Below are 19,205 nucleotides of genomic sequence, written 5' to 3'. Positions count from 1 at the left end.
GTCGTGCCGCCCGCCTGCGGAGCGGCTCGAGGTCGGCCCTTATCACCCTCGCCGGCTCCTGTCGACGGACCCCGGGAATCCCCTCGTCGGCCTACGGTCGAGGTATGCAACTCACCGGCCCCAGCGAACCGGGCTCGCTCACGCGTCTCGTCGCCGACGACCTCCCCTCCGACGTCGAGGGCTCCCTCCGACTCGGCATCGCCCTCACCAGCCGAGGAGGTGCGGCGCCCGTCCCCGGGGAGGGGCGCACCGCCGACCTGTGGCGGGCCCTCGCGACGCTCGCCGCCCACGATCTCGGCGCGGCCCGCGCCGTCGAGCCGCACCTCGACGCGTTCGCCATCCTGCAGCAGGTCGATGCGGCGGGTGGAGCCGACGCGACCAGCAGGCCCGACGGGACGGACGCGGCGGGCGCGACCCGCGCCTCCGCGGCGGCGACGCGCAGCTGGGGCGTCTTCGCGGCCGAGCTGCCCGGCACCCGTCTCGAGGCGCAGCAGGTCGGCGACGGCTGGTCGCTCTCGGGCGAGAAGGGCTGGTGCTCGCTCGCCGGCGTGCTCGACTCGGCGCTCGTCACGGCCTGGGTAGGCGACGAGCGGCGGCTGTTCTCGGTCGATCTGCGGCAGGGCGGCGTCGAGGTCGTCGACGGCGCCTGGCACGCCCGCGGGCTGGTCGAGATCCCCTCCGGCCCGGTGCGCTTCGACGCCGTCGCGGCCTCGCCGGTGGGCGCCCCCGGCTGGTACCTCGAACGCCCCGGCTTCTCGTGGGGCGGCATCGCCGTCGCCGCGTGCTGGTACGGCGGGGCCGTGGGCATCGCCCGCGCGCTGCACCGAACGGTCGTCCGACGCGACCCCGACCCCTACACCGCCGCCGCGCTCGGAGCCGTCGACGAGCGCCTCTCCGACGCCCGACGCGCCCTGGCCGAGGCCGCCGAGCTCGTCGACGGGGGCCGCGCGACCGGCGACGACGGCCGTCTGCTCGCCAAGCGGGTCCGCGCGACCGTCGCCCACGCCGCCGACGACGTGCTGACCCGGGTCGGTCGCGCGCTCGGCCCGGCGCCCCTCGTCGCCGACGCCGCCCACGCCAAGCGGGTCGCCGACCTCACCCTCTACCTGCGCCAGCACCACGCCGACGCCGACGACGCGTCGCTCGGCCGCCAGCTGCGCGAGAGCGCGGTCGCCCCGTGGTGAGGTTCGACGCGCGCGACCCCGCCGGCCCCGTCGAGGCGTGGGCCGCCGACGGGAGGCTGGCCGCGCTGCCGGTCGACCCGCGCCTCCTCGGCGACGGCTCCGGCTTCGGCTCGGCGGCCGGTCCGCTGCTCGTGCTCTCGGCGCACGCCGACGACGAGACGCTCGGCGCGGGCGGGCTCATCGCGCTCGCCGTGCGTTCGGGGCGCGCCGTCACCGTCGTGGTCGTCAGCGACGGAGCCGGCTCGCACCCCGACTCGACCACCACCTCGGCCGACGCCCTGCGCCACGAGCGCGCGGCGGAGGCGCGAGCCGCCCTCGACGAGCTCGGCTCCGGCATCGAGCTCGTGCTGATGGGCGTCGCCGACGGAGGACTGCAGGAGGCGCGGGTCGACATCCGCACCCGCCTCGCCTCCGTCGTCGCCGACGTCCGCCCGGCCGTCGTGCTCGCCCCCTGGCGCGGCGACGGTCACCGCGACCACCGCGTGCTCGGCGAGATCGCGGCGGAGCTGGTGCAGAACGCTGCGGCCGACGCCGACGCCGACGCCGACGGTGTCGCGGGTGTCGTGGGTGCCGGTGCCGGTGCCGAGGCGGTCGGTGCCGACCTCGCGCCGGCCCTGTTCGAGTACCCCGTCTGGCTCTGGCACTGGGGCGCCCCCGAGCACCCCGACGTGCCGTGGGCCGATCTCGTGCGGGTCGAGCTCGACCCCGAGGCCCGCGCGGCCGCGGCCCGCGCCCTCGACCGGCACGCCTCGCAGCTGCGCCCGCTGTCGTCGCGCCCCGGCGACGAGGCCGTGCTCCGCCCCGACTTCGTCGCGCACTTCCGGCGCGACGCCGAGGTCTTCGTGCGCTCCGGGCCGCCCGAGCCGGTGCAGCCCGAGCCGGCGCAGCCCGAGTCTGCTCAGCCCGAGTCCGCTCAGCCCGTATCGGCGCAGCCGCACGGCACCCGCTTCGACGCGACGCACGCCCGCCGGGCGGACCCCTGGGGGGTCACGACGCGCTGGTACGAGCGGCGCAAGCGCGCGATCACGCTCGCGTCGCTGCCCGACGAGCGGCTCGGCTCGGTGCTCGAGATCGGCTGCTCGATCGGCGTCGTGACGGCCGAGCTCGCCGAGCGCGCCTCGTCCGTGCTGGCGCTCGACGTCTCCGAGGTCGCCGTCGGGCACGCCAGGGCGCGACTCGCCGATCGTCCGCACGTGCGGGTCGAGCAGGCCGACGTGACGCGCGGGCTGCCCGACTCCGGCCCGTTCGACCTCGTGCTGATCAGCGAGGTCGGCTACTACCTCGACCCCGACCAGTTCGAGCGGCTGCTCGACGACGTCGAGCGCGTGCTCGCCCCCGCGGGCACGGTCGTCGCCTGCCACTGGCGGCACGGGGCCGACGACTTCCGGCAGAGCGGCGACGACGTGCACGCCGCCCTGCTCCGCCGCCCCGGGCTGCACCCGGTCGCGCACCACGACGAGGCCGACTTCGTGCTCGACGTGCGGTCGCGCGACGGGCGATCCGTGGCCGACCGGACGGGTCTGCGGTGAGTGCGCCGCGCCTCCTCGGCCCGCGTGTCCTGGGCCCGCGTGTCTTGGGCCCGCGTGTCCTGGGGGTCGCCGTCGTGGTGCCCGCTCGCGACGAGTCGGCCCTGATCGAGCGCTGCCTCGCCGCCGTCGGGGTCGCACGGCACCGCCTCCACGACGATCACCAGGAGGTGCGGGTCGTCACCGTCGTCGTGGCCGACGCCTGCACCGACGACACCGCCGAGCTCGCCCGACGCGCCCCCGGCGTGACGGTGATCGAGACGGCCGGCGGCGCCGTCGGCGTGGCCCGCGCCGCCGGAGTCGACCGGGCCATGCGACTGCTCACCGCAGAGGGCGTCGACGAGAGCGCCGTGTGGATCGCCAACACCGACGCCGACTCGGTCGTGCCGCCGCAATGGCTCGTGGCGCAGGTCGCCCTCGCCGACGACGGCAGCGACGTGATGGTCGGCACCGTGCGACCCGACTTCGCGGACCTGAGCGCCGAGCAGATCGCGGCCTGGACGGCCCGGCACACGCCGGGTCGCCCGAACGGGCACGTGCACGGCGCGAACCTGGGGCTGCGGGCGAGCGCTTACCGCGCCGCCGGAGGGTTCGACGCGCTCGACCTGCACGAGGACGTCGTGCTCGTCGAGCGGCTCCGCGAGACCGACGCCGTCGTCACCGCATCCGACGCCGGCGAGGTGCTGACCTCGGGCCGCCGCGTGGGTCGCACCCGCGGCGGATACGCCGGGTACCTCGCCGTCGACCTGCTCGCGTAGGCCCGGCGCAGCGCGGCGCTGCGTCGACCCGCTCGCGGAGGGGGCGGCCCGGCGCCGCGCGGCCTCGACCTACGCGGGCAGCGACGCCTCGATCAGCGACACGATCTCGGGGGCGTCGGGTTCGGTGGTGGGGCGGAAGCGGTGCACCGCGCCTCCGGGGGTGATCACGAACTTCTCGAAGTTCCACTTCACCTTGCCGGCCTTGCCGTCGGCGTCCGCCGCCTTCTTCAGCTCGGTGTAGAGCGGGTGCTCGTTGCGCCCGTTGACCCTGATCTTCTCCATCATCGGGAACGTCACACCCCAGGTCGCCGAGCAGTACTCGTCGATCGCCTCGGACGACCCCAGCTCCTGCAGGAACTGGTTGCTCGGGAACCCGAGCACCGTGAACCCGCGCTCGCCGTAGGTCTTCTGCAGCTCCTCGAGCTTCTCGTACTGCGGGGCCAGACCGCAGCGCGAGGCGACGTTCACGACCAGCACCACCTTGTCGCTGTAGGCGCCGAAGGTCGTGCTGTCGCCGCGCAGGGTGGTCAGGTCGATGGTGTCGAGTTCGCTCATGGCCCCGAGGGTACGCCGCGCGGATCGGCGTGAGCCTCCGCGGGCGGCCAGCCGCGCCCCGCCCGCCCCGCGCCCCGCCCCGCACCCCGGGGTCGAGGAGTCACGACTCGCCGCGGGGTCGGGAGGATGCGCGGCGAGTCGTGACTCATCGAGCGGGCCAGCAGGAGGCGCGGGCCTGGGCGCACGGGAAAACCCCACCTCGCGCGGCCGTGGGGCTTTGCGGGGTGGGGTTCCACCGGGAACACGGGTCCCGGCCGGGGGCCGGAGCCCGAGTCGTCGTACTGAGAAGCGATGCCGCCGGAGCGGCGCCGACTACTCGGTCGCGACGGTGATCTTCGCGACGCCGACGAGCATCTCGTCCTGGACGGCGTCGGTGCTGAAGGTCTCGTTCAGCAGCGCGGCGGCGTCGGGGCTGATGTGCACGGTCGTGCCCTCGAGGACGGCGTTGGTGCCCTCCATCTGGAGGGGCTTCAGGGTGCCGCCCCAGAGGTTGAACAGGTAGGCGTCCTCGACGACGACCTCGCCGTTGGCGGACACGGTGCCGTAGAGCTTGGACTCGCCCGGGTCGATGCGGAAGTCGGTGAGCTCGACGGTGGTGTCACCGGCGGTCAGCGACAGGCCCGAGCCGTCGTGGTCGAGCTCGCCCTGGACGTAGGGGCGCACGTCGGAGGAGGGGTCGTAGTAGTCGACGTTGCCGCCGGTGATCGGGAACGCGAAGGTGCCCGTGGCGCCGTCGAAGGTTCCGGTGCCGACCGGGGCCGGGGTCAGACCCAGCGAGGTGAGCGCGTCGACGAAGGACTGGTCGACGGTGACCTGGGTGTCGACGCCGTTGCTGAGGTCGGGGAGCGAGGCGACCGGGGTGGCCTCGGCGCTGGGCTCGGCCGATGCCGATGCCGAGCTGGTCGACTCGGTGGAGCCGCTGTTGGAGTCCATCGAGCACGCGGCGAGCGAGAACACGAGGGCGCCGGAAGCGACGAGGCCGAGTCCGACCTTGGTGATCTTCTTACGGGAGAAAGCATTCATGATCAGGTCCTTTTCTGTGATTCCCGGTGGGGATGAAAAGGATTCGCCACCCTCCCGGGAAACGATTGGACGGGATCGGCGAACACAGAAGACACTCAGGTTCGCCGATCCCGTCCGAGACGGCCTACTCCGACGCGGCGCGGCGCCGGCGGGCCAGCAGCAGCAGCCCGGTGCCGAGCGCGAGGAGCGCGGCGCCGACGGGCAGCACGAGCCACGCGCTGTCGGAGCCGGTGAAGGCCAGCGCGCCGTCGTCGGTGTCGTCGGCCGCGCCTCCTGAACCGTCGGAGCCGACGCCCGGGTCGCCCGCGTCGCCCGTGGGCGTGGGCAGCGGCACGGCCGTCGCGCCATCGCCCGGCTCGGTGGTGGGCGGCACGGTGGGGTCGACCGGCGGCACCGTCGGGTCGACCGGAGGCGCGCTCGGGTCGACGGGAGGCGTGCTCGGGTCGACGGGCGGAACGGTCGGCTCGACCGCGGCGGGCACGGAGATCGCGTACATCGTGGTCGATCCCGACACCTCGTTGCCGACGGCCAGCAGCGGCTCGCCGGTGGGCGAGTCGGCGGCCGAGACGAAGGCGAGCCCCTCGGGGCCGAGGTCGCCGGCGCGTGTCAGCACGCCGGCGGGGTCGGCGCCGTCGTCGATCTCGTCCTCCGCCGAGACGGAGAGGTCGCGGTTGTTGACGTAGGCGGTGAAGGAGGCACGGGTCGGCTCGGTCACGTCGTACACGGCGATCCCGCCGACGCGCTCGAATCCGATGAACGCGTATGTCCGCCCGTCGATCTCGCCCAGGGCGACGCCCTCTGGCTCGGGGCCCTTGTCGTCGCTGCGGCCGTCGACGCCCGTCGCGGTGTGGTTCGAGTCGAACGACTCGGGGGCGACCTCGGCGAGCAGCTGCTCGAAGGCGTCGCCGGAGTCGAAGACCGACGTGCCGGCGGCATCCAGGATGCTGAACGACCGGCCGCCGAACGTGTACAGCGTCTCGTAGCAGCTCCGATCGGCCGAGAGGCCGTTCGCCGTCGTGATGTTCAGACGGCCGAGGCCGGCGTCAGTCAGCAGCGAGGGGTCGATCGAGTCGCAGACCGGGGCGAGTCCGTCGTCGCCGAGGTCCTTGACCCGGGCGACCTCGCTGTAGGCCGACCAGTCGCGCGAGTCGCCCTCGTTCGCGGTCACGATGTAGGTGTCGCCGTCGGCCTCGTAGCTGTCGATCGTGTCGGGCATCAGGTAGCCCTGCACCGGCCAGGTGCCGATCGAGATCGCCGGTCCGCCGTCGGCGCCGTCGCGGTCGGAGGGATCGAACGGGACGACCGAGCGGTCGACGGTGCCGAGCGGGACGATCTCGCTCACGGTCGCCGTGGCGACGTCGACGATCGCGAGGGCGTTCGCCTCCTGCAGCGACACCCACGCGGTGGAGCCGTCGCTCGAGAAGGTCGCGTACTCGGGCTCGAGGTTCTCGGAGACCGGGCGCACGAGCGGGTCCGCGTCGGTCACGGTGCCGGCGTCGGCACGACCGCCGAAGATGCGCACGGCGGGGTCGACCGGGGTGGCGCCGTCGGCCTCGAAGGCGTGGAAGTCGGCGGTCCGCACGGCGGTCTGCGCCGGGACGGACACCGTCGCGGGGGCGTCGATCAGGCTGATCGTGCCCTCGGGGTCGACCGTGTAGTCGTCGGCCGGCTCGCCCTCGTTCGCGACGATGAGACGGGTGCCGTCGGGCGAGAAGGCGACCATGTCGGGCAGGGCGCCGACGCGCACGGCGCCGAGGGCCTCGCCGTCGCCCGCGGCGTCGAAGAAGACGATCCAGCCGGCGGCGGTCTTGGGGCTCGACTCGACGGCGACGGCGCCGAGTCCGTCGGCGCGCACCGACACGGAGTTCGCGACGGCGTCGGCGGGCACGACGGAGCCGTCGGACGACAGCACGCCCGTCGTCTGCAGGTCGAACAGCTTGGTCGGCTCGGCCGGGTCGGCGACGTCGAGCACCTCGACGCGGGCCGCGGCGGCGTTCACGACGAGCAGGCGCTGCTCGGCCGCGTAGTGCGCGACGATCTCGGCGGCGCTCTGATCGAACACGCCCGTCTCGTAGCTGCCGACGGGCGCCATCGAGAAGGCGTCGGCGTCGGCGAACGACGCGATCGGCGCGGCGACGATCGCGGCCGCCGCGGGGTCCGAGGCGGCGGGGCCGACGGCCGCGAGGGCGACGAGGCCGAGACCGGTCAGCCCGGCGGCGCCGGCGAGGGCGGTCCGCTTGGCGCGGGGAGCGGAGGAGGCGCGGGGCGCGTCACGGACGCCGGTCGCGTCGTGCGGGGAGGGGCGGCGGGCTGGTCGCATGGGAACGGTCCTTCGTCGGGGGTCGATCGACCGTACGGACCACAGGTGTTGCGCACGTGAACCGACGGTTGCGATTCGGGGTCGACCCGCGCCTCCTCGGCGGGCGGCATCGATGTGACTCGACGCGGGCGTTCCGCGCCGCACGAGGCCCCTTTCGCGTCACATCGATGAGGGCTGCGCGGCGCCGCTAGACGGCGTCGGGCGCGAGCACCCGGAGTGCGCCCGGCACGACCTCGACCGTGACGGGCAGCGACCCGATCCGCTCGCCGTCGGCGTACGCCGCGACGTCGTCGGAGTGGATCGTGACGCGTCGCGCCCGGTGCACGTGCACGCGGGGGTCGGCGAGGTGCGTGCCCCGGGCCACCTGACCGAACAGCCGGAGGAACTGCAGGCGCCCGAGCCGCTCCACCACGAGCACGTCGAGCAGCCCGTCGTCGAGCTCGGCGTCGGGCAGCACGGTGATGCCCCCGCCGAACGACCGGCCGTTGCCGACGCTGACGAGGGTGCCGTCGAGCTGCATGCTCTCGCCGTCGATCTCGAGCCGGTACGAGAGGTGCTTCAGCCGGATCAGCTCGAGGTAGAGGGCGAGGTTGTAGCGACTGCGGCCCCTCGGGCGGCGCATGCGGTTGGCGCGCTCGTTGACGACGGCGTCGAACCCGGCCGACAGCATGCACGCGAACCAGGTCGTGTCGGCGCCGCGCGAGACCCGGCCGGCGTCGATGACGCGGGCGGGCCGGTCGAGCTGCGAGACGAGGAGGCGCGTGGCCGCATCGCTGTCGTCGTGCGGGATCCCCAGGGCCCGGGCCATGTCGTTGCCGGTGCCCGTCGGGACGAGCCCGAGGGGAACGTCCGTGCCGGCGACGAGGTTCGTGCCGAGGTTCATCATGCCGTCGCCGCCCACGACGACCAGGGCGTCGGGCGAGGTGGCGAGCTGCGCGCGGGCAGCGACGACGAGGTCGTCGAACGACTGCTCGAGCAGCACGGTGACGTCGTGCCCGGCACGGGTCAGCGCCGCGACCACCGACGAGCCGACGTCGCTCCGCCGACCGAACGACGCCGACGGGTTGACCGCGACGACGAGGCGCAGGGGGGTCGGGCTCATCGTCCGATCATGGCACCCGGCGGTGCGGTCCGCGCTCGGCTCGCGCGCGCCTCCCCGGGGTGCTTGGATGTCTTCATGACGACCACGAGCACCGTTCCCGCCCCGAGCATCCGCGAGTCGCCGAACCGCGGTCTCACGCTCGCCCTCGGCACGATCGTGCTGCTCCTCGGGGTGGCGGGGTTCCTGGCGCCCGACATGGGCAGCTTCTTCGACACCACCGGGGCGAACCTCCTCGGCATCTGGAACGTCAACCCCGCCCTCGCCGTCATCTGGGTGCTGGCGGGCGCCGCGCTCGTGCTCGGCGGCACGTCGGGCGTCTCGGCCGCCAGATCGATCGGCGCGATCGTCGGTCTCGTCTTCGTGGTCTTCGGCGTGGTCGGCTTCTTCGTCGAGGGCACCGAGGCGAACTACCTCGCCGTCAACCTGGGCGACAACATCTCGCACCTCGTGGTGGGCGGGCTGCTCCTGCTGACGGCGATCGGCGCCGACCGCCGCCGCTGAGCCCCGCGGCCCCCGATCGGGGGTCGGTCGCTTGACGTGCGACCGTGAACGTCACTCAAGTAGTTCGTTATCCGGCTAAAGCATTGTCATCGGCGTCGGCTCCACGTATACCTCGAGTAACGGGGAACGCCGCATGACCCAGTCGTGTGATCAGGTGCCTCCTCTTCTCAGTCAGGTGCCTCCATGGCCCGCACGCCGTCCCCTCTTCCAATCGCCCGAACGGCGCTGGTGCTCGGCGTCGCCGCTGCTCTCACCGTCGCCGGCGGCCTCGCGGCTCAGGCCGACACGATCATCGACGGCCCCGTCAACCTCCGCACCGCCTCCACCTACGGGGTCCTCGCCGGCTCGACCGTGACGAACACCGGCACGAGCGTGGTGCAGGGGAACGTCGGCCTCAGCCCGGGGACCTCCGTCACCGGCTTCCGCGAAGGCCCCGGCGTCATCGTCGGCGGCACGCTGCAGGTCGCCAACGGCCCCGCCCGCCAGGCCAAGGCCGACCTGGCCACCGCCTACGGCGTGGCCCGCAGCCTCACGCCGCAGGAGAGCGGCATCGCCCAGCTCGACGACCGCACGCTGACACCCGGCGTGTACTCCGGCGGCGCCATCAACCTGGCCGACACCGGCGACCTCGCCTTCGCCGGCGCCGCCGACTCCGTCTTCGTCATCCAGGCCGCCAGCACGCTGACGATCGGGTCGGACACGGTCATGACCTTCTCGGGCGGCGCGAGCTCGTGCAACGTCTTCTGGCAGGTGGGCGACTCGGCGACCCTCGGCACCGATGCGCAGTTCGCGGGCACGATCCTGGCCCAGCAGTCGATCACCGCGACGACCCGCGCGACCGTCTCCGGTCGTCTGCTGGCGCAGACCGGCGCCGTCACCCTCGACACCAACACGATCACCGTGCCGCAGAACTGCGCGCCTCCCGGCGAGCCGTCCGTGACGTCGGCTCCGGTCATCACCTCGGGCAACCCCACCGACGGCACCGTCGGCACGCCGTACTCGTTCGAGGTCACGGCGTCGGGCAACCCGGCCCCCACCTTCTCGGTCACCGACGGCACGCTGCCCCCCGGGCTGACCCTCGACTCCGACACCGGGGTCATCTCGGGCACGCCCACCACCCCCGGCAGCACGACCGTGACCATCACGGCCGACAACGGCGAGTCGCCGGCCGACAGCGTGGACTACGTCGTCGGCATCGACGAGGCCGCGGGCCCGACGCCCGGCCCGACTCCGGAGCCCACTCCCGAGGTCCCGGCTCCGTCCGACTCGCCCACCCCGGGAGTCCCGGCCCCGTCGGACTCGCCCACGCCCGGTGTCCCGGCCCCGTCGGACTCCCCCACCCCCGGAGTCCCGGCCCCGTCGGACTCGCCCACGCCTGGAGTCCCGGCTCCGTCGGACTCGCCCACGCCTGGTGTGCCCACCCCCTCCGACTCGACCAGCCCCGCGTTCCCGGTCGGCGATCGCTTCGGCGGTGACGACGGCGACTCCGGGAACCTGGCGTTCACCGGTTCCGAGTCGACCGTGCCGCTGACGATCGGCGGTCTCGCGCTGCTGGCCGGAATCGGGCTGCTGGTCAGCGCCGTGATCCGCAGACGACGGGCGTCCAGCTCGGAGGGCTGAGCCGCGCCTCCTCGGTAGGGCCCCCTGGTCCGGGCGTCGTCGGTTCGGGCCGACGTCGCCCCGGGTCTCGGGGGGGTGCAGCGACGATCGGCTATTACGCATCCACGCGTAATAGCCGATCGTCGTGTCCCCGGGGCCTCGGGAGGTGCCAGTGTCGTGTCCCCGGGGTTTCGTGAGGCGCCAGCGAGAATCGGCTACTACGCATCTACGCGTAATAGCCGTTCGCCCTGCGAGACCCTCGGCATCGCCTGACGTTTCGCCGAGGGGCGTAGCCGTCACGCGCCTCCCTCGCTATGGTTAGGGTCACCTAACCGACTCACGGAACGGAGGGGCCCGCGATGTCCGTCGTCATCCCCTTCTCGCAGGCCCTGCGAGAGCGCACCTCGGCGTCGAGCGCCACCGGCGACATCGGCTGCACGTTCATGGCCGATCTGATGACCGGGCGCGGCACCCGCGACGACTACATCGAGATGCTCGCCCAGCACTACTTCGTGTACGAGGCGCTCGAGACCGTCGCGGCCCGGTTCGCCGGCGACGCGGTCGCGGCCCCGTTCCTCTCGCCGGCGCTGACGCGGCTTCCGGCGATCACGGCCGACCTGGCGTTCCTGCTGGGCGACGACTGGCGGTCGCGCATCCGCCCGCTCGACGTCACGAGCGACTACTGCGCGCGCATCCGGTCGGCGTCCGAATGGGTCGGCGGCTTCATCGCGCACCACTACACGCGCTATCTCGGCGACCTGTCGGGCGGGCAGCTGATCCGCCAGATCATGCAGCGGCGGTTCGGGTTCGACACGAACGGGGTCGGGTTCTTCCTCTTCGCCGAGATCGCCGCACCGAAGCAGTTCAAGTCCACCTACCGCCAGCAGCTCGACGCCGTCGACTGGAGCCCGGAGGCGCGCGAGCGCGTGCTCGACGAGGTCGCGGTCGCGTACGAGTTCAGCACCGAGCTGTTCGTGGCGCTGGCCGCCGCGAAGGCCGCCGCGGCCGCGTAGCACCGACCCCGTCTGCCCGGCTGCCCGTCTGACCGTCTGCCCGTCTGCCCGTCTGCCCTCAGGCCTCGTCGCCCGCCTTCTCCGCGGCGTCCGCGGCAGCATGAATAGCGGGCACCCGCGTCGCCTGGCTCATGAACCGCCGCACGTCGAGGTCGACGATGATGTCGGCGGGCCGCAGGGGGCGCGACAGGTACAACCCCTCGAGCGACGTGATGCGGCTGAGCGCCACGTACGTCTGCCCCGCGCTGAACACCCGCGACCCGAGGTCGACGATCGCGCTGTCGTAGGTCTTGCCCTGCGACTTGTGGATGGTCACCGCCCAGGCCAACCGCAACGGGAACTGCGTGAACTCGGCGACGACGTCCTTGCGGAGCTGCTTGGTCGACTGCGAGTAGCTGTAGCTGTACTTCTCCCAGACGGCGGGCTGCACCTCGTGCTCTTCGCCGTCGACCTCGACGAACACGGTGTCGCGCACCTTCGTCACCGTGCCGGTCGTGCCGTTGACCCAGCGCTGGTCGCTGTCGTTGCGGAGGAACATCACCCGCGCCCCGCGCTTCAGCTCGAGGGCCTCGTCGGCGGGGAACGACCTGCCGCCGAACTCGCCGCTGACCTCGGCCTTGGCGGTCAGCACCTTGCCGGGCAGCCGCTCGAGCTCGACCTTGTTGATGCGGTTGACGGTGTCGTTGCGGGTCGCGAGCGTGATCGCGTCGGAGTCGGCGGGGACGGCTCGGGCGCCCGCCCCGTTGAGGTGACCGGCGATCTCGGCCGTCACCCGACCGTGCCGCACGGCGTTCAGCATCTCCTTGAAGTCGCCCGCGGTCTGCCGGTGGATGAACGCGAGCTCGTAGATGCGCAGCGACGCATCGTCCCACACGTGGGCGTCGAAGAACCACATCGAGCGGTAGTTGTCTCGGAAGTACGCGCGCTCTTCGGCGTCGCCCGGCACCGGCGGCAGCTGGTACGGGTCGCCGAACAGCACGACCTGCACCCCGCCGAACGGCTCGGACCTGCGCTGCCGTGCCTGGCGGAGCGAGCGGTCGATGGCGTCCATCAGGTCGGCGTTCACCATCGAGACCTCGTCGATCACGAGGGTGTCGATGGTGTTCAGCAGCTTGCGCAGCTCGGGCTTCTGGTCGATGTCGTGGTCGGCGATCAGGCCGATCGACAGGCGGAACAGCGAGTGGATCGTCTGCCCGCCGACGTTCAGCGCCGCGACGCCGGTGGGCGCGCAGATCACGACCTGCTTCTCGGTGTTCCACGACAGGTGGTTCAGCAGGGTCGACTTGCCCGTGCCGGCCCGCCCGGTGACGAAGATGTGCTCGCGCGTGTTCTCGATGGCGTCGAACACGGCCTGCTGTTCGGCGGAGAGGGCGACGGGCACGAGCGGACGGGACCTTTCGACGAGGCCCGGAGGGACCGAGGAGGCGCGGGGAGCGGATCCAATCTACCCGCGCCTCCTCGACTCCACGGCGTTCCGTGACCCGCGCCCACCTACACTGTGGGCATGTCTTCTGCTGTGGGGGAGAGGAGACCCGCCTCACGGAATCGGACGTTCGTCGCGATCTGGGGAGGCGCGGCGCTCCTCGTGGTCGTCGCGTTCGTCGTGACCGTCGCCGCCCTGAACGCGACCGTGTACAGCGCCGGCGGCTTCGCCCGCGGCTACATGGACGCCGTCGACCGCGGCGACGTCTCGAGTGCGCTGACCCTCGCCGGCGTCGAGCCCACCGACGATCTCGACGACAGCCTGCTCGAGGTCCCGTCGCTCGGCGGGCTCGACGACGTGCGCGAGGTGTCCGAGCTGCCCCTCGGCGACGGCACGCGCACGGTCACCCTCGCCTACACGCTCGACGGCGTCGCGGGCGAGTCGCAGTTCGTGGTGCGCGAGGCGGGCAAGCGGTTCCTGTTCTTCGACCAGTGGAGCTTCGAGCAGAAGCCGACCGCCACGATCGACGTCACCCCGCGCAACGACCCCCGCTTCGAGGTCGACGGGCGCGAGGTCACGACCACGAGCGGCGACGTGACGACGCGCTTCACGGTGCTGGCGCCGTCGCGCTTCGAGCTCTCGCACGACAGCACCTACCTGCACGCCGACCCCGTCGAGGTCAGCGCGTCGGCGGTCGCTTCGACGACGGCCGTCGCGGTCGACGTCGAGCCGCGGGCGTCGTTCGCGGCGGTGCTGCAGAAGCAGCTCGACCGCCAGCTCGACGGGTCGTGCGTCACCCAGAAGGTGCTGCTGCCCGCCGGCTGCCCGTTCGGCCGCCAGGTCGACGACCGGCTGCTCGACGAGCCGTCCTGGTCGATCGTCGAGCACCCGACGGTCGCCGTGGTGCCGTCGTCGACGCCCGGTCAGTGGCTGGTCGACGAGGCGCCGGGCACCGCCCATCTGGTCGTCCAGGCGCAGTCGCTGTTCGACGGCCTCGCCTACACGATCGACGAGGACGTCCCCTTCACCGTCAGCTACGCCATGACGATCGCGCCCGACGACACCCTCAGCTTCCAGTAGCGCCGCGGGCACCGCCGCGGGCCGAGGAAGCGCGGGTCGAGGAGGCGCGGGTCGAGGAGGCGCGAGTCGACAGGAGCGCCCGCGCACGGTCTCGGCCGTCTCGGCTCGACTACAGTCGTCGAGCCGATCACCCCCGTGACGCACCCCTCTTGATGCCCTGGCAATCGACCGTGCGCGGCGCTTCCCCGGTGTCAAGAATACATAGTTCCTGCGAGAATGACAGAAGTCCGTCACTCTCGGGCGATCCGCGACCCCGCATGGCCCCACCCACTCGAGAGGAGAGGCGCATGTCGCTCCCCTCCGGCGAGTTCCGGGCCTGGGCCGAGACCGTCGGTCTGCCGACGGCCGCGCTCCCGCTCGCCCGGGCGCTCGGCGTCAGTCGCAGCACCCTGCAGGCGCAGCTGCTGCGCGGCCGGGTGCCCGAGGCGCAGGTCGTCGCCGCGGCCCGCGTGGCCGGCGTCGCACCCGCCGACGCGCTCACCTCGTTCGACCGCTACGCCGACCTCGCCGGGCGCCCGACCGCCCCGACGCCCGCCGAGGTGCTGGCCCAGATCGAGCTCGCCGACGCCCTCGTCGTGCTGCTCGACCGGCAGGCGCCCGGCTCGCGCGACGCACTCGCCGGGGTCCGCGACCAGCGCGACCCGCCCCTCCCCGGCTCCGTCCGCACCTGGATCGACGCCGTCGACCCGGGCGGCCTCCGCGCGACCCTCGCCGAGCGCTGGCGCATCGCGCCGTCGAACGTCTCGGCGGCCATCAACACCCCCAAGCTCCGCCCGTCGCAGCTGATCGAGATCGCCCTCATCGCCGGCACCTCGTGGACGGGCGGACTCGCCGCCGCAGGTGTTCTCACGCTGGAGGAGGCAGGATGGAGGCGCGGCGCGAGATCCGACGCGCTCACCCGCCTCTCGGACGTCGACCTGAACGACCTGGTCGCCGAACGTCTCGCCGCGGCGCAACGCGAGGCGCGGCGTCTCGCGGCCGACACCGAGCAGGCGCACCGAATCCAAGACACCCTGGGGTGACATGACCATCGCATTCCTCGTGGTCGCCGTGCTGGCGGCCCTGGCCCTCACGCGCCTCCCCGGCGCCATCCGCGGCCGCAACCCGATCGTCGTCGCCTCGGCGTTCACCGTCGCCCTGGCCTTCGCGCTGATCACTCCGCCGGTCTACGAGGCGGTCGACCGCCTCCTGCCGTTCGAGAACGCGACCGACCTGGTCGCCAAGCTGCTGCTCTTCACCGGGCTGCTGCTCGCCGGCACCCAGGTCGCCCGCGCCTACGACGCGCCCCGCACCCTGCGACTCGTCTCGGGGCTGCCCGGGGCGCTCGTCTTCGTGGCGGTGTTCGTCGTCGAGGTGCTGCTCTTCGTCGCGGCCGAGCCGACCGGCCGCGCCGCCGATCTCGCCGTCGACCTCGACCAGGGGGTCGTGCGGCTGTACTCGACGGTCGCCACGGCGTACCCCGCGTACATCTTCGCGCTGCTGCTGCCGCATGTCGTGCGCGGCATCCGCAGCTCGCGCACGAGCGCACGCGTCACCTCGGCGCTGCTGACGGCCGGTGGCGCGCTGGCGCTGGTCCGCTTCGCGATCGGGCTCGTGACGCTCGGCGTACCGGGCGCCTACCCGGTCGGGCAGGTGGTCAGCGGCCTCGCGGCCGTGCTCGTGGCGGCGGGTCTCGCGACGGCGTTCTTCGCCCGGATGCTGCGCGGCCGCGCCGCCCGCTGACCCGCCCCGCGCCGCGCCGCATCGAGGTGACCCGAAAGGACCCCTCGAGCCGCGGAAGGACCCCTTTCGCGTCACCTCGACGCAGAGCTGCCCACCCGCGCCTCCACCCCGCGCATCGAGGTGACCCGAAAGGACCCCTCGAACCGCGCAAGGTCCGCTTTCGCGTCACTTCGATGCAGAGCGGCCCGCCGGCCCGCGCCTCCTGCCCCGCCCGCGCCTCCCACCCCGCGCCTCCCACTCTGCGCATCGAGATGACTCGAAAGGGGCCCTCGAGCCGCGGGACGGCCCTGTTCGCGTCACATCGATGCAGTGGGGAGCGACGAAGCGGGGGGCGACGCAGCGCGGCCGGCAGCTTCTCGAGCCCCCGGTGGCGACACTGCCACTGGTGGCCGGACGCGTCGACTCGTAGATTCACTCCCATGACGGACTCCTCGCGCCTCGACGGCCTGCTCACCCCGCCGACCCCCGTCGCCGAGAGGGCGCTCGCCGTCGTGCGGGCGCACGCGTCGCCTGCGCTCGCCGACCACAGCCTGCGGTCGTTCGCCTTCGCGGCCGAGCTCGGCGCCTCCGAGGGGCTCGAGGTCGACGTCGAGCTGCTCTGGGTGGCGGCGATGCTGCACGACCTCGGGCTGGCCCCCTCGTTCGACAGCCACACGGTGCCGTTCGAACGGGCCGGAGCCGACGTCGCGCGGGTCTTCGCGGCCGGTGCGGGCTGGAGCGACGACCGGGGGAGGCGCGTGGCCGAGGTCATCGAGCGCCACATGTGGCCGTCGGTGGCAGCCGAGCTCGACGTCGAGGGGCATCTGCTCGAGCGCGCGACGAGTCTCGACGTGAGCGGGGCCGCGCCCGACGACTGGGCGCCCGGGTTCGTGCGCGCCGTGGTCGAGCGGCTGCCGCGTGGAGCCTTCGGCGACGCCTTCGCCGCACTCGCCGCCGAGCAGGCGCACCGCAAGCCGTCGTCGGAGGCCGGGCGCTCCGTCCGGGCGGGCCTCCCCGCAAGGGCCCGGGCCAACCCCCTCGACGTGGTGCCGCCCGCGCCCTGACGCGCCCCGCGCCTCCTACCCCTCGGCGTCGAGGTGACCCGAAACGGGCCCTCGAGCCGCAGCAGGGCCCCGTTCGCGTCACCTCGATGCGGTGCCGCCCGCGCCCCCCGACCCCGTTCGCGTCACCTCGACGCAGCGCCGCCCGCGCCTCCCGACCCCGGCGCGTCACCTCGACACGGTAGAAGGGTGCCGCCATGTCTTCCGCCGCGCTCCTCCTCGTCCTCGCCGCCGCCGTCTGCCACGCCTCGTGGAACATCGTCGCCCACAGCGTCAGCCGCATCGGCACGCCCTTCCTCTGGTGGGGCGCCGTCGCCAGCGCGGTGCTCTGGCTGCCCGTCGTCCCGTTCACCGGCGGGCTCGGCGGAGGACTCGCGGGTCTCGCGATCGGCGCCGGAGTCTCGGCCGTGCTGCACGTCGTCTACATGACCGTGCTGCAGCGCGGCTACGCGGCGGGCTCCCTCTCGACGGTGTACGCCACGGCCCGCGGCACCGGCCCGGCGGTCAGCGCGCTGCTCGCGGTGCTGCTGCTCGGCGAGCGGCTCTCGCCTGTCGCGGTCGTCGGCATCGCCGTGGTCGTCGCCGGCGTCGTCGCGACCGGCCTGATCGACCGCACCCCGCCCGCCGCAGCCGCCCCCGAACCCGGCCGAGCCCCCGACAGCGAACCCGGCCGAGCCCCCGAATCCGCCGGCCCCCAGGAGGCGCGGGTCGACCCGCCCGCCGCCCCGCGCCTCCGCGGAACACGCCCCCGTCGCCGCCTCGACCCCGGGATCGCCTGGGGGCTGCTGACCGGCCTGGCCATCGCCTCCTACACGATCTGGGATGCCCACGCCCTGCGCACCTGGAGTCTCACGCCCGTCTCGTTCATGGTCGGAGTGACCCTCGCCGAGGTCGTCTTCTACACCGTCGCCCTCGGGCGACGGCGGGGCGAGCTGCTCGGGGTCGGGCGGGCGCACTGGCCGCGGGTGCTCGCGTTCGGCGTGCTGTCGCCGCTGTCGTACATCCTCGTGCTGGTCGCGATCCAGACCACGCCGGTCGCGCTCGTGGCACCGGCCCGTGAGACGAGCGTCGTCATGGTCGCGGTCTTCGGGGCGCTCGTGCTGCGCGAGGGCTCGGTCGCGAAGCGCCTCGTCGCGTCGGTCGTCGTGCTCGGCGGCATAGCCCTCCTCGCGGCCTAGCCCCCCCCGCTGCCCCGCAGCCTCCGCATCGAGGTGACCCGTTCGGTGCCCTCCGGCGCCCAGGCCCCCCGCTTCGAGTCACCTCGACGCGAAGCCCAGGAGGCGCGGGTGGGCATACAACACGTGAACTCTGCCTGAACGGACCACGAGTTAGGTTCCTATGTCGGCCGGTCGCGTGTCACCATCGTCACGTCCTGCTCCCACCCGAAAGGCCGTCATGACCCTCCGCCGTCCCCGTGCCGCGATCGCCCTCGCCGGCGTCGCCCTGCTCGCCACCGCTCTCGCCGGCTGCTCGAACGCCGCCTCCTCGGCCGAAGGCGAGGGCGGGGGCTCGTCCGACGCAGCCGGCTTCGCGGTCGACTCGAGCACCCTCGTGTTCGGCGTCGTGCCCGACTCTGTCGACACCGAGACGAACTACCAGCCGCTGATGGACTACATCGCGCAGGAGACCGGCAAGACCGTCGAGTATCACGAGTCGACCGACTACGCGGCGCTGATCGAGGCGAGCATCGCCGGTCAGATCGACGTCGCATCGTTCTCCGGCTTCACTTACGTGACCGCCACGAACAACGGCGCCGAGCTGACGCCGATCTCGTCGATCACGACGGCCGAAGGGCAGGAGCCCGGCTACTACTCGCAGGCCATCGTGCCGAAGGGCAGCGACATCACGTCGATCGCCGACATGAAGGGCAAGAAGGTCTGCTTCGTCGACCCGTCGTCGACGTCGGGCTACCTGTTCCCGAGCTACGCGCTGCTCGAGGCCGGCATCGACCCCGAGAAGGACATCACCCCCGTGTTCGCGGGCAAGCACGACGTCAGCGTGCAGAAGACCGGTGAGGGTTCGGAGTGCGACGCGGGCTTCGCGGAGGACAGCGAGGTGGCGAAGAGCGACGCCGTCGAGGTCATCGACGAGCAGATGGTGCCCGGCGCACCGATCGTCGAGTCGGACAGCCTGCCCGACGACCTGAAGGCGCAGCTGGAGGAGATCCTCGCGAACGTCAGCGCCGACGACATGGTCGCGGCCGGCATCGACGGAGCCGACAGCGACGGCTTCCGCAGCGTCTTCTTCGAGACGACGCCCGTGGACGACGCGTACTACGACGAGATCCGCGACATCTGCGAGAAGACGAACGCCACGCAGTGCCAGGCCTGACGAAGTAGCACCCCCAGACCCCGGGAAT

The 19,205-nt window shown here is 73.1% G+C and carries 17 protein-coding genes; 12 read left to right on the top strand and 5 right to left on the bottom strand.

Features of this window, described 5'->3' with window-relative positions; all coding sequences use genetic code 11:
* Positions 1-104: 104 nt before the first annotated feature.
* From ACZZY9_RS08045 to ACZZY9_RS08035, 3 genes are all read left to right on the top strand, one after another.
* A complete protein-coding gene (locus ACZZY9_RS08045) occupies positions 105-1,184 on the top strand; it encodes an acyl-CoA dehydrogenase (RefSeq protein ID WP_463463700.1) in 1,080 nt (359 codons plus the stop codon).
* Entirely contained in the window at positions 1,178-2,713 is a 1,536-nt protein-coding gene (locus ACZZY9_RS08040) for a PIG-L family deacetylase (protein ID WP_463463699.1), read from the top strand. The genes ACZZY9_RS08045 and ACZZY9_RS08040 overlap by 7 nt, the downstream gene beginning before the upstream one ends.
* A 74-nt stretch (positions 2,714-2,787) precedes the next feature.
* Positions 2,788-3,468 (top strand): glycosyltransferase family 2 protein, encoded by a 681-nt coding sequence (locus tag ACZZY9_RS08035; protein ID WP_463463698.1) that lies wholly within the window; start codon positions 2,788-2,790, stop codon positions 3,466-3,468.
* Between the two features lie 69 nt (positions 3,469-3,537).
* On the opposite strand, the gene ACZZY9_RS08030 is transcribed toward ACZZY9_RS08035, so the two are convergent.
* From ACZZY9_RS08030 to ACZZY9_RS08015, 4 genes are all read right to left on the bottom strand, one after another.
* The gene (locus ACZZY9_RS08030; protein ID WP_463463697.1) at positions 3,538-4,023 is read right to left on the bottom strand and encodes a glutathione peroxidase; all 486 of its coding nucleotides are present in this window, start codon (positions 4,021-4,023) and stop codon (positions 3,538-3,540) included.
* Between the two features lie 312 nt (positions 4,024-4,335).
* A complete protein-coding gene (locus tag ACZZY9_RS08025; RefSeq protein WP_463463372.1) occupies positions 4,336-5,046 on the bottom strand; it encodes a hypothetical protein in 711 nt (236 codons plus the stop codon).
* 124 nt (positions 5,047-5,170) lie between these two features.
* Entirely contained in the window at positions 5,171-7,366 is a 2,196-nt protein-coding gene (locus tag ACZZY9_RS08020) for a choice-of-anchor I family protein (protein WP_463463696.1), read from the bottom strand.
* A 187-nt stretch (positions 7,367-7,553) separates the two neighbouring features.
* A complete protein-coding gene (locus tag ACZZY9_RS08015) occupies positions 7,554-8,468 on the bottom strand; it encodes a diacylglycerol/lipid kinase family protein (protein WP_463463695.1) in 915 nt (304 codons plus the stop codon).
* A 75-nt stretch (positions 8,469-8,543) separates the two neighbouring features.
* Here ACZZY9_RS08015 and ACZZY9_RS08010 point away from each other — a divergent pair, with 75 nt between their 5' ends.
* From ACZZY9_RS08010 to ACZZY9_RS08000, 3 genes are all read left to right on the top strand, one after another.
* Positions 8,544-8,969 carry a DUF4383 domain-containing protein gene (locus ACZZY9_RS08010; protein ID WP_463463694.1) on the top strand — a complete coding sequence of 142 codons (426 nt, stop codon included), beginning with the start codon at positions 8,544-8,546 and terminating at the stop codon, positions 8,967-8,969.
* 183 nt (positions 8,970-9,152) lie between these two features.
* The gene (locus ACZZY9_RS08005) at positions 9,153-10,589 is read left to right on the top strand and encodes an ice-binding family protein (protein WP_463463693.1); all 1,437 of its coding nucleotides are present in this window, start codon (positions 9,153-9,155) and stop codon (positions 10,587-10,589) included.
* 338 nt (positions 10,590-10,927) lie between these two features.
* Positions 10,928-11,581: a biliverdin-producing heme oxygenase gene (locus tag ACZZY9_RS08000; protein WP_463463692.1), complete on the top strand. Its 654-nt coding sequence runs from the start codon at positions 10,928-10,930 to the stop codon at positions 11,579-11,581.
* A gap of 58 nt (positions 11,582-11,639) precedes the next feature.
* On the opposite strand, the gene ACZZY9_RS07995 is transcribed toward ACZZY9_RS08000, so the two are convergent.
* Entirely contained in the window at positions 11,640-12,962 is a 1,323-nt protein-coding gene (locus ACZZY9_RS07995) for an ATP-dependent DNA helicase (RefSeq protein ID WP_463463691.1), read from the bottom strand.
* Positions 12,963-13,085: 123 nt separating this feature from the next.
* Between ACZZY9_RS07995 and ACZZY9_RS07990 the strand changes: the two genes are divergently transcribed.
* From ACZZY9_RS07990 to ACZZY9_RS07965, 6 genes are all read left to right on the top strand, one after another.
* Positions 13,086-14,084, top strand: a complete 999-nt coding sequence (locus ACZZY9_RS07990; protein ID WP_463463690.1) for a hypothetical protein — start codon at positions 13,086-13,088, stop codon at positions 14,082-14,084.
* Between the two features lie 287 nt (positions 14,085-14,371).
* Positions 14,372-15,106: a hypothetical protein gene (locus ACZZY9_RS07985; RefSeq protein ID WP_463463689.1), complete on the top strand. Its 735-nt coding sequence runs from the start codon at positions 14,372-14,374 to the stop codon at positions 15,104-15,106.
* A 1-nt stretch (position 15,107) separates the two neighbouring features.
* Complete coding sequence (locus tag ACZZY9_RS07980) at positions 15,108-15,806, top strand: hypothetical protein (RefSeq protein WP_463463688.1); 699 nt, start codon at positions 15,108-15,110, stop codon at positions 15,804-15,806.
* Positions 15,807-16,225: 419 nt separating this feature from the next.
* Positions 16,226-16,849, top strand: a complete 624-nt coding sequence (locus ACZZY9_RS07975; protein ID WP_463463687.1) for an HD domain-containing protein — start codon at positions 16,226-16,228, stop codon at positions 16,847-16,849.
* A gap of 194 nt (positions 16,850-17,043) precedes the next feature.
* Positions 17,044-18,024, top strand: coding sequence for an EamA family transporter (locus ACZZY9_RS07970; RefSeq protein WP_463463686.1), 981 nt, complete (start codon positions 17,044-17,046; stop codon positions 18,022-18,024).
* Positions 18,025-18,241: 217 nt separating this feature from the next.
* A complete protein-coding gene (locus ACZZY9_RS07965) occupies positions 18,242-19,177 on the top strand; it encodes a phosphate/phosphite/phosphonate ABC transporter substrate-binding protein (RefSeq protein WP_463463685.1) in 936 nt (311 codons plus the stop codon).
* The last annotated feature ends 28 nt before the right edge of the window (positions 19,178-19,205 follow it).

This window comes from Frigoribacterium sp. AC394 (genome assembly GCF_979258095.1).
Note: the sequence above shows the minus strand (reverse complement) of the source record. Positions and strands in the feature narration are given on the sequence as shown.

Coding starts and splice junctions, on each gene's coding strand:
- ACZZY9_RS08020 (WP_463463696.1), bottom strand. CDS start 7,366: ATGCGACCAGCCCGCCGCCCCTCCCCGCACGACGCGACCGGCGTCCGT.
- ACZZY9_RS08010 (WP_463463694.1), top strand. CDS start 8,544: ATGACGACCACGAGCACCGTTCCCGCCCCGAGCATCCGCGAGTCGCCG.
- ACZZY9_RS08030 (WP_463463697.1), bottom strand. CDS start 4,023: ATGAGCGAACTCGACACCATCGACCTGACCACCCTGCGCGGCGACAGC.
- ACZZY9_RS07985 (WP_463463689.1), top strand. CDS start 14,372: ATGTCGCTCCCCTCCGGCGAGTTCCGGGCCTGGGCCGAGACCGTCGGT.
- ACZZY9_RS07975 (WP_463463687.1), top strand. CDS start 16,226: ATGACGGACTCCTCGCGCCTCGACGGCCTGCTCACCCCGCCGACCCCC.
- ACZZY9_RS08000 (WP_463463692.1), top strand. CDS start 10,928: ATGTCCGTCGTCATCCCCTTCTCGCAGGCCCTGCGAGAGCGCACCTCG.
- ACZZY9_RS08005 (WP_463463693.1), top strand. CDS start 9,153: ATGGCCCGCACGCCGTCCCCTCTTCCAATCGCCCGAACGGCGCTGGTG.
- ACZZY9_RS08015 (WP_463463695.1), bottom strand. CDS start 8,468: ATGAGCCCGACCCCCCTGCGCCTCGTCGTCGCGGTCAACCCGTCGGCG.
- ACZZY9_RS07990 (WP_463463690.1), top strand. CDS start 13,086: ATGTCTTCTGCTGTGGGGGAGAGGAGACCCGCCTCACGGAATCGGACG.
- ACZZY9_RS07970 (WP_463463686.1), top strand. CDS start 17,044: ATGTCTTCCGCCGCGCTCCTCCTCGTCCTCGCCGCCGCCGTCTGCCAC.
- ACZZY9_RS07965 (WP_463463685.1), top strand. CDS start 18,242: ATGACCCTCCGCCGTCCCCGTGCCGCGATCGCCCTCGCCGGCGTCGCC.
- ACZZY9_RS07980 (WP_463463688.1), top strand. CDS start 15,108: ATGACCATCGCATTCCTCGTGGTCGCCGTGCTGGCGGCCCTGGCCCTC.
- ACZZY9_RS08025 (WP_463463372.1), bottom strand. CDS start 5,046: ATGAATGCTTTCTCCCGTAAGAAGATCACCAAGGTCGGACTCGGCCTC.
- ACZZY9_RS08045 (WP_463463700.1), top strand. CDS start 105: ATGCAACTCACCGGCCCCAGCGAACCGGGCTCGCTCACGCGTCTCGTC.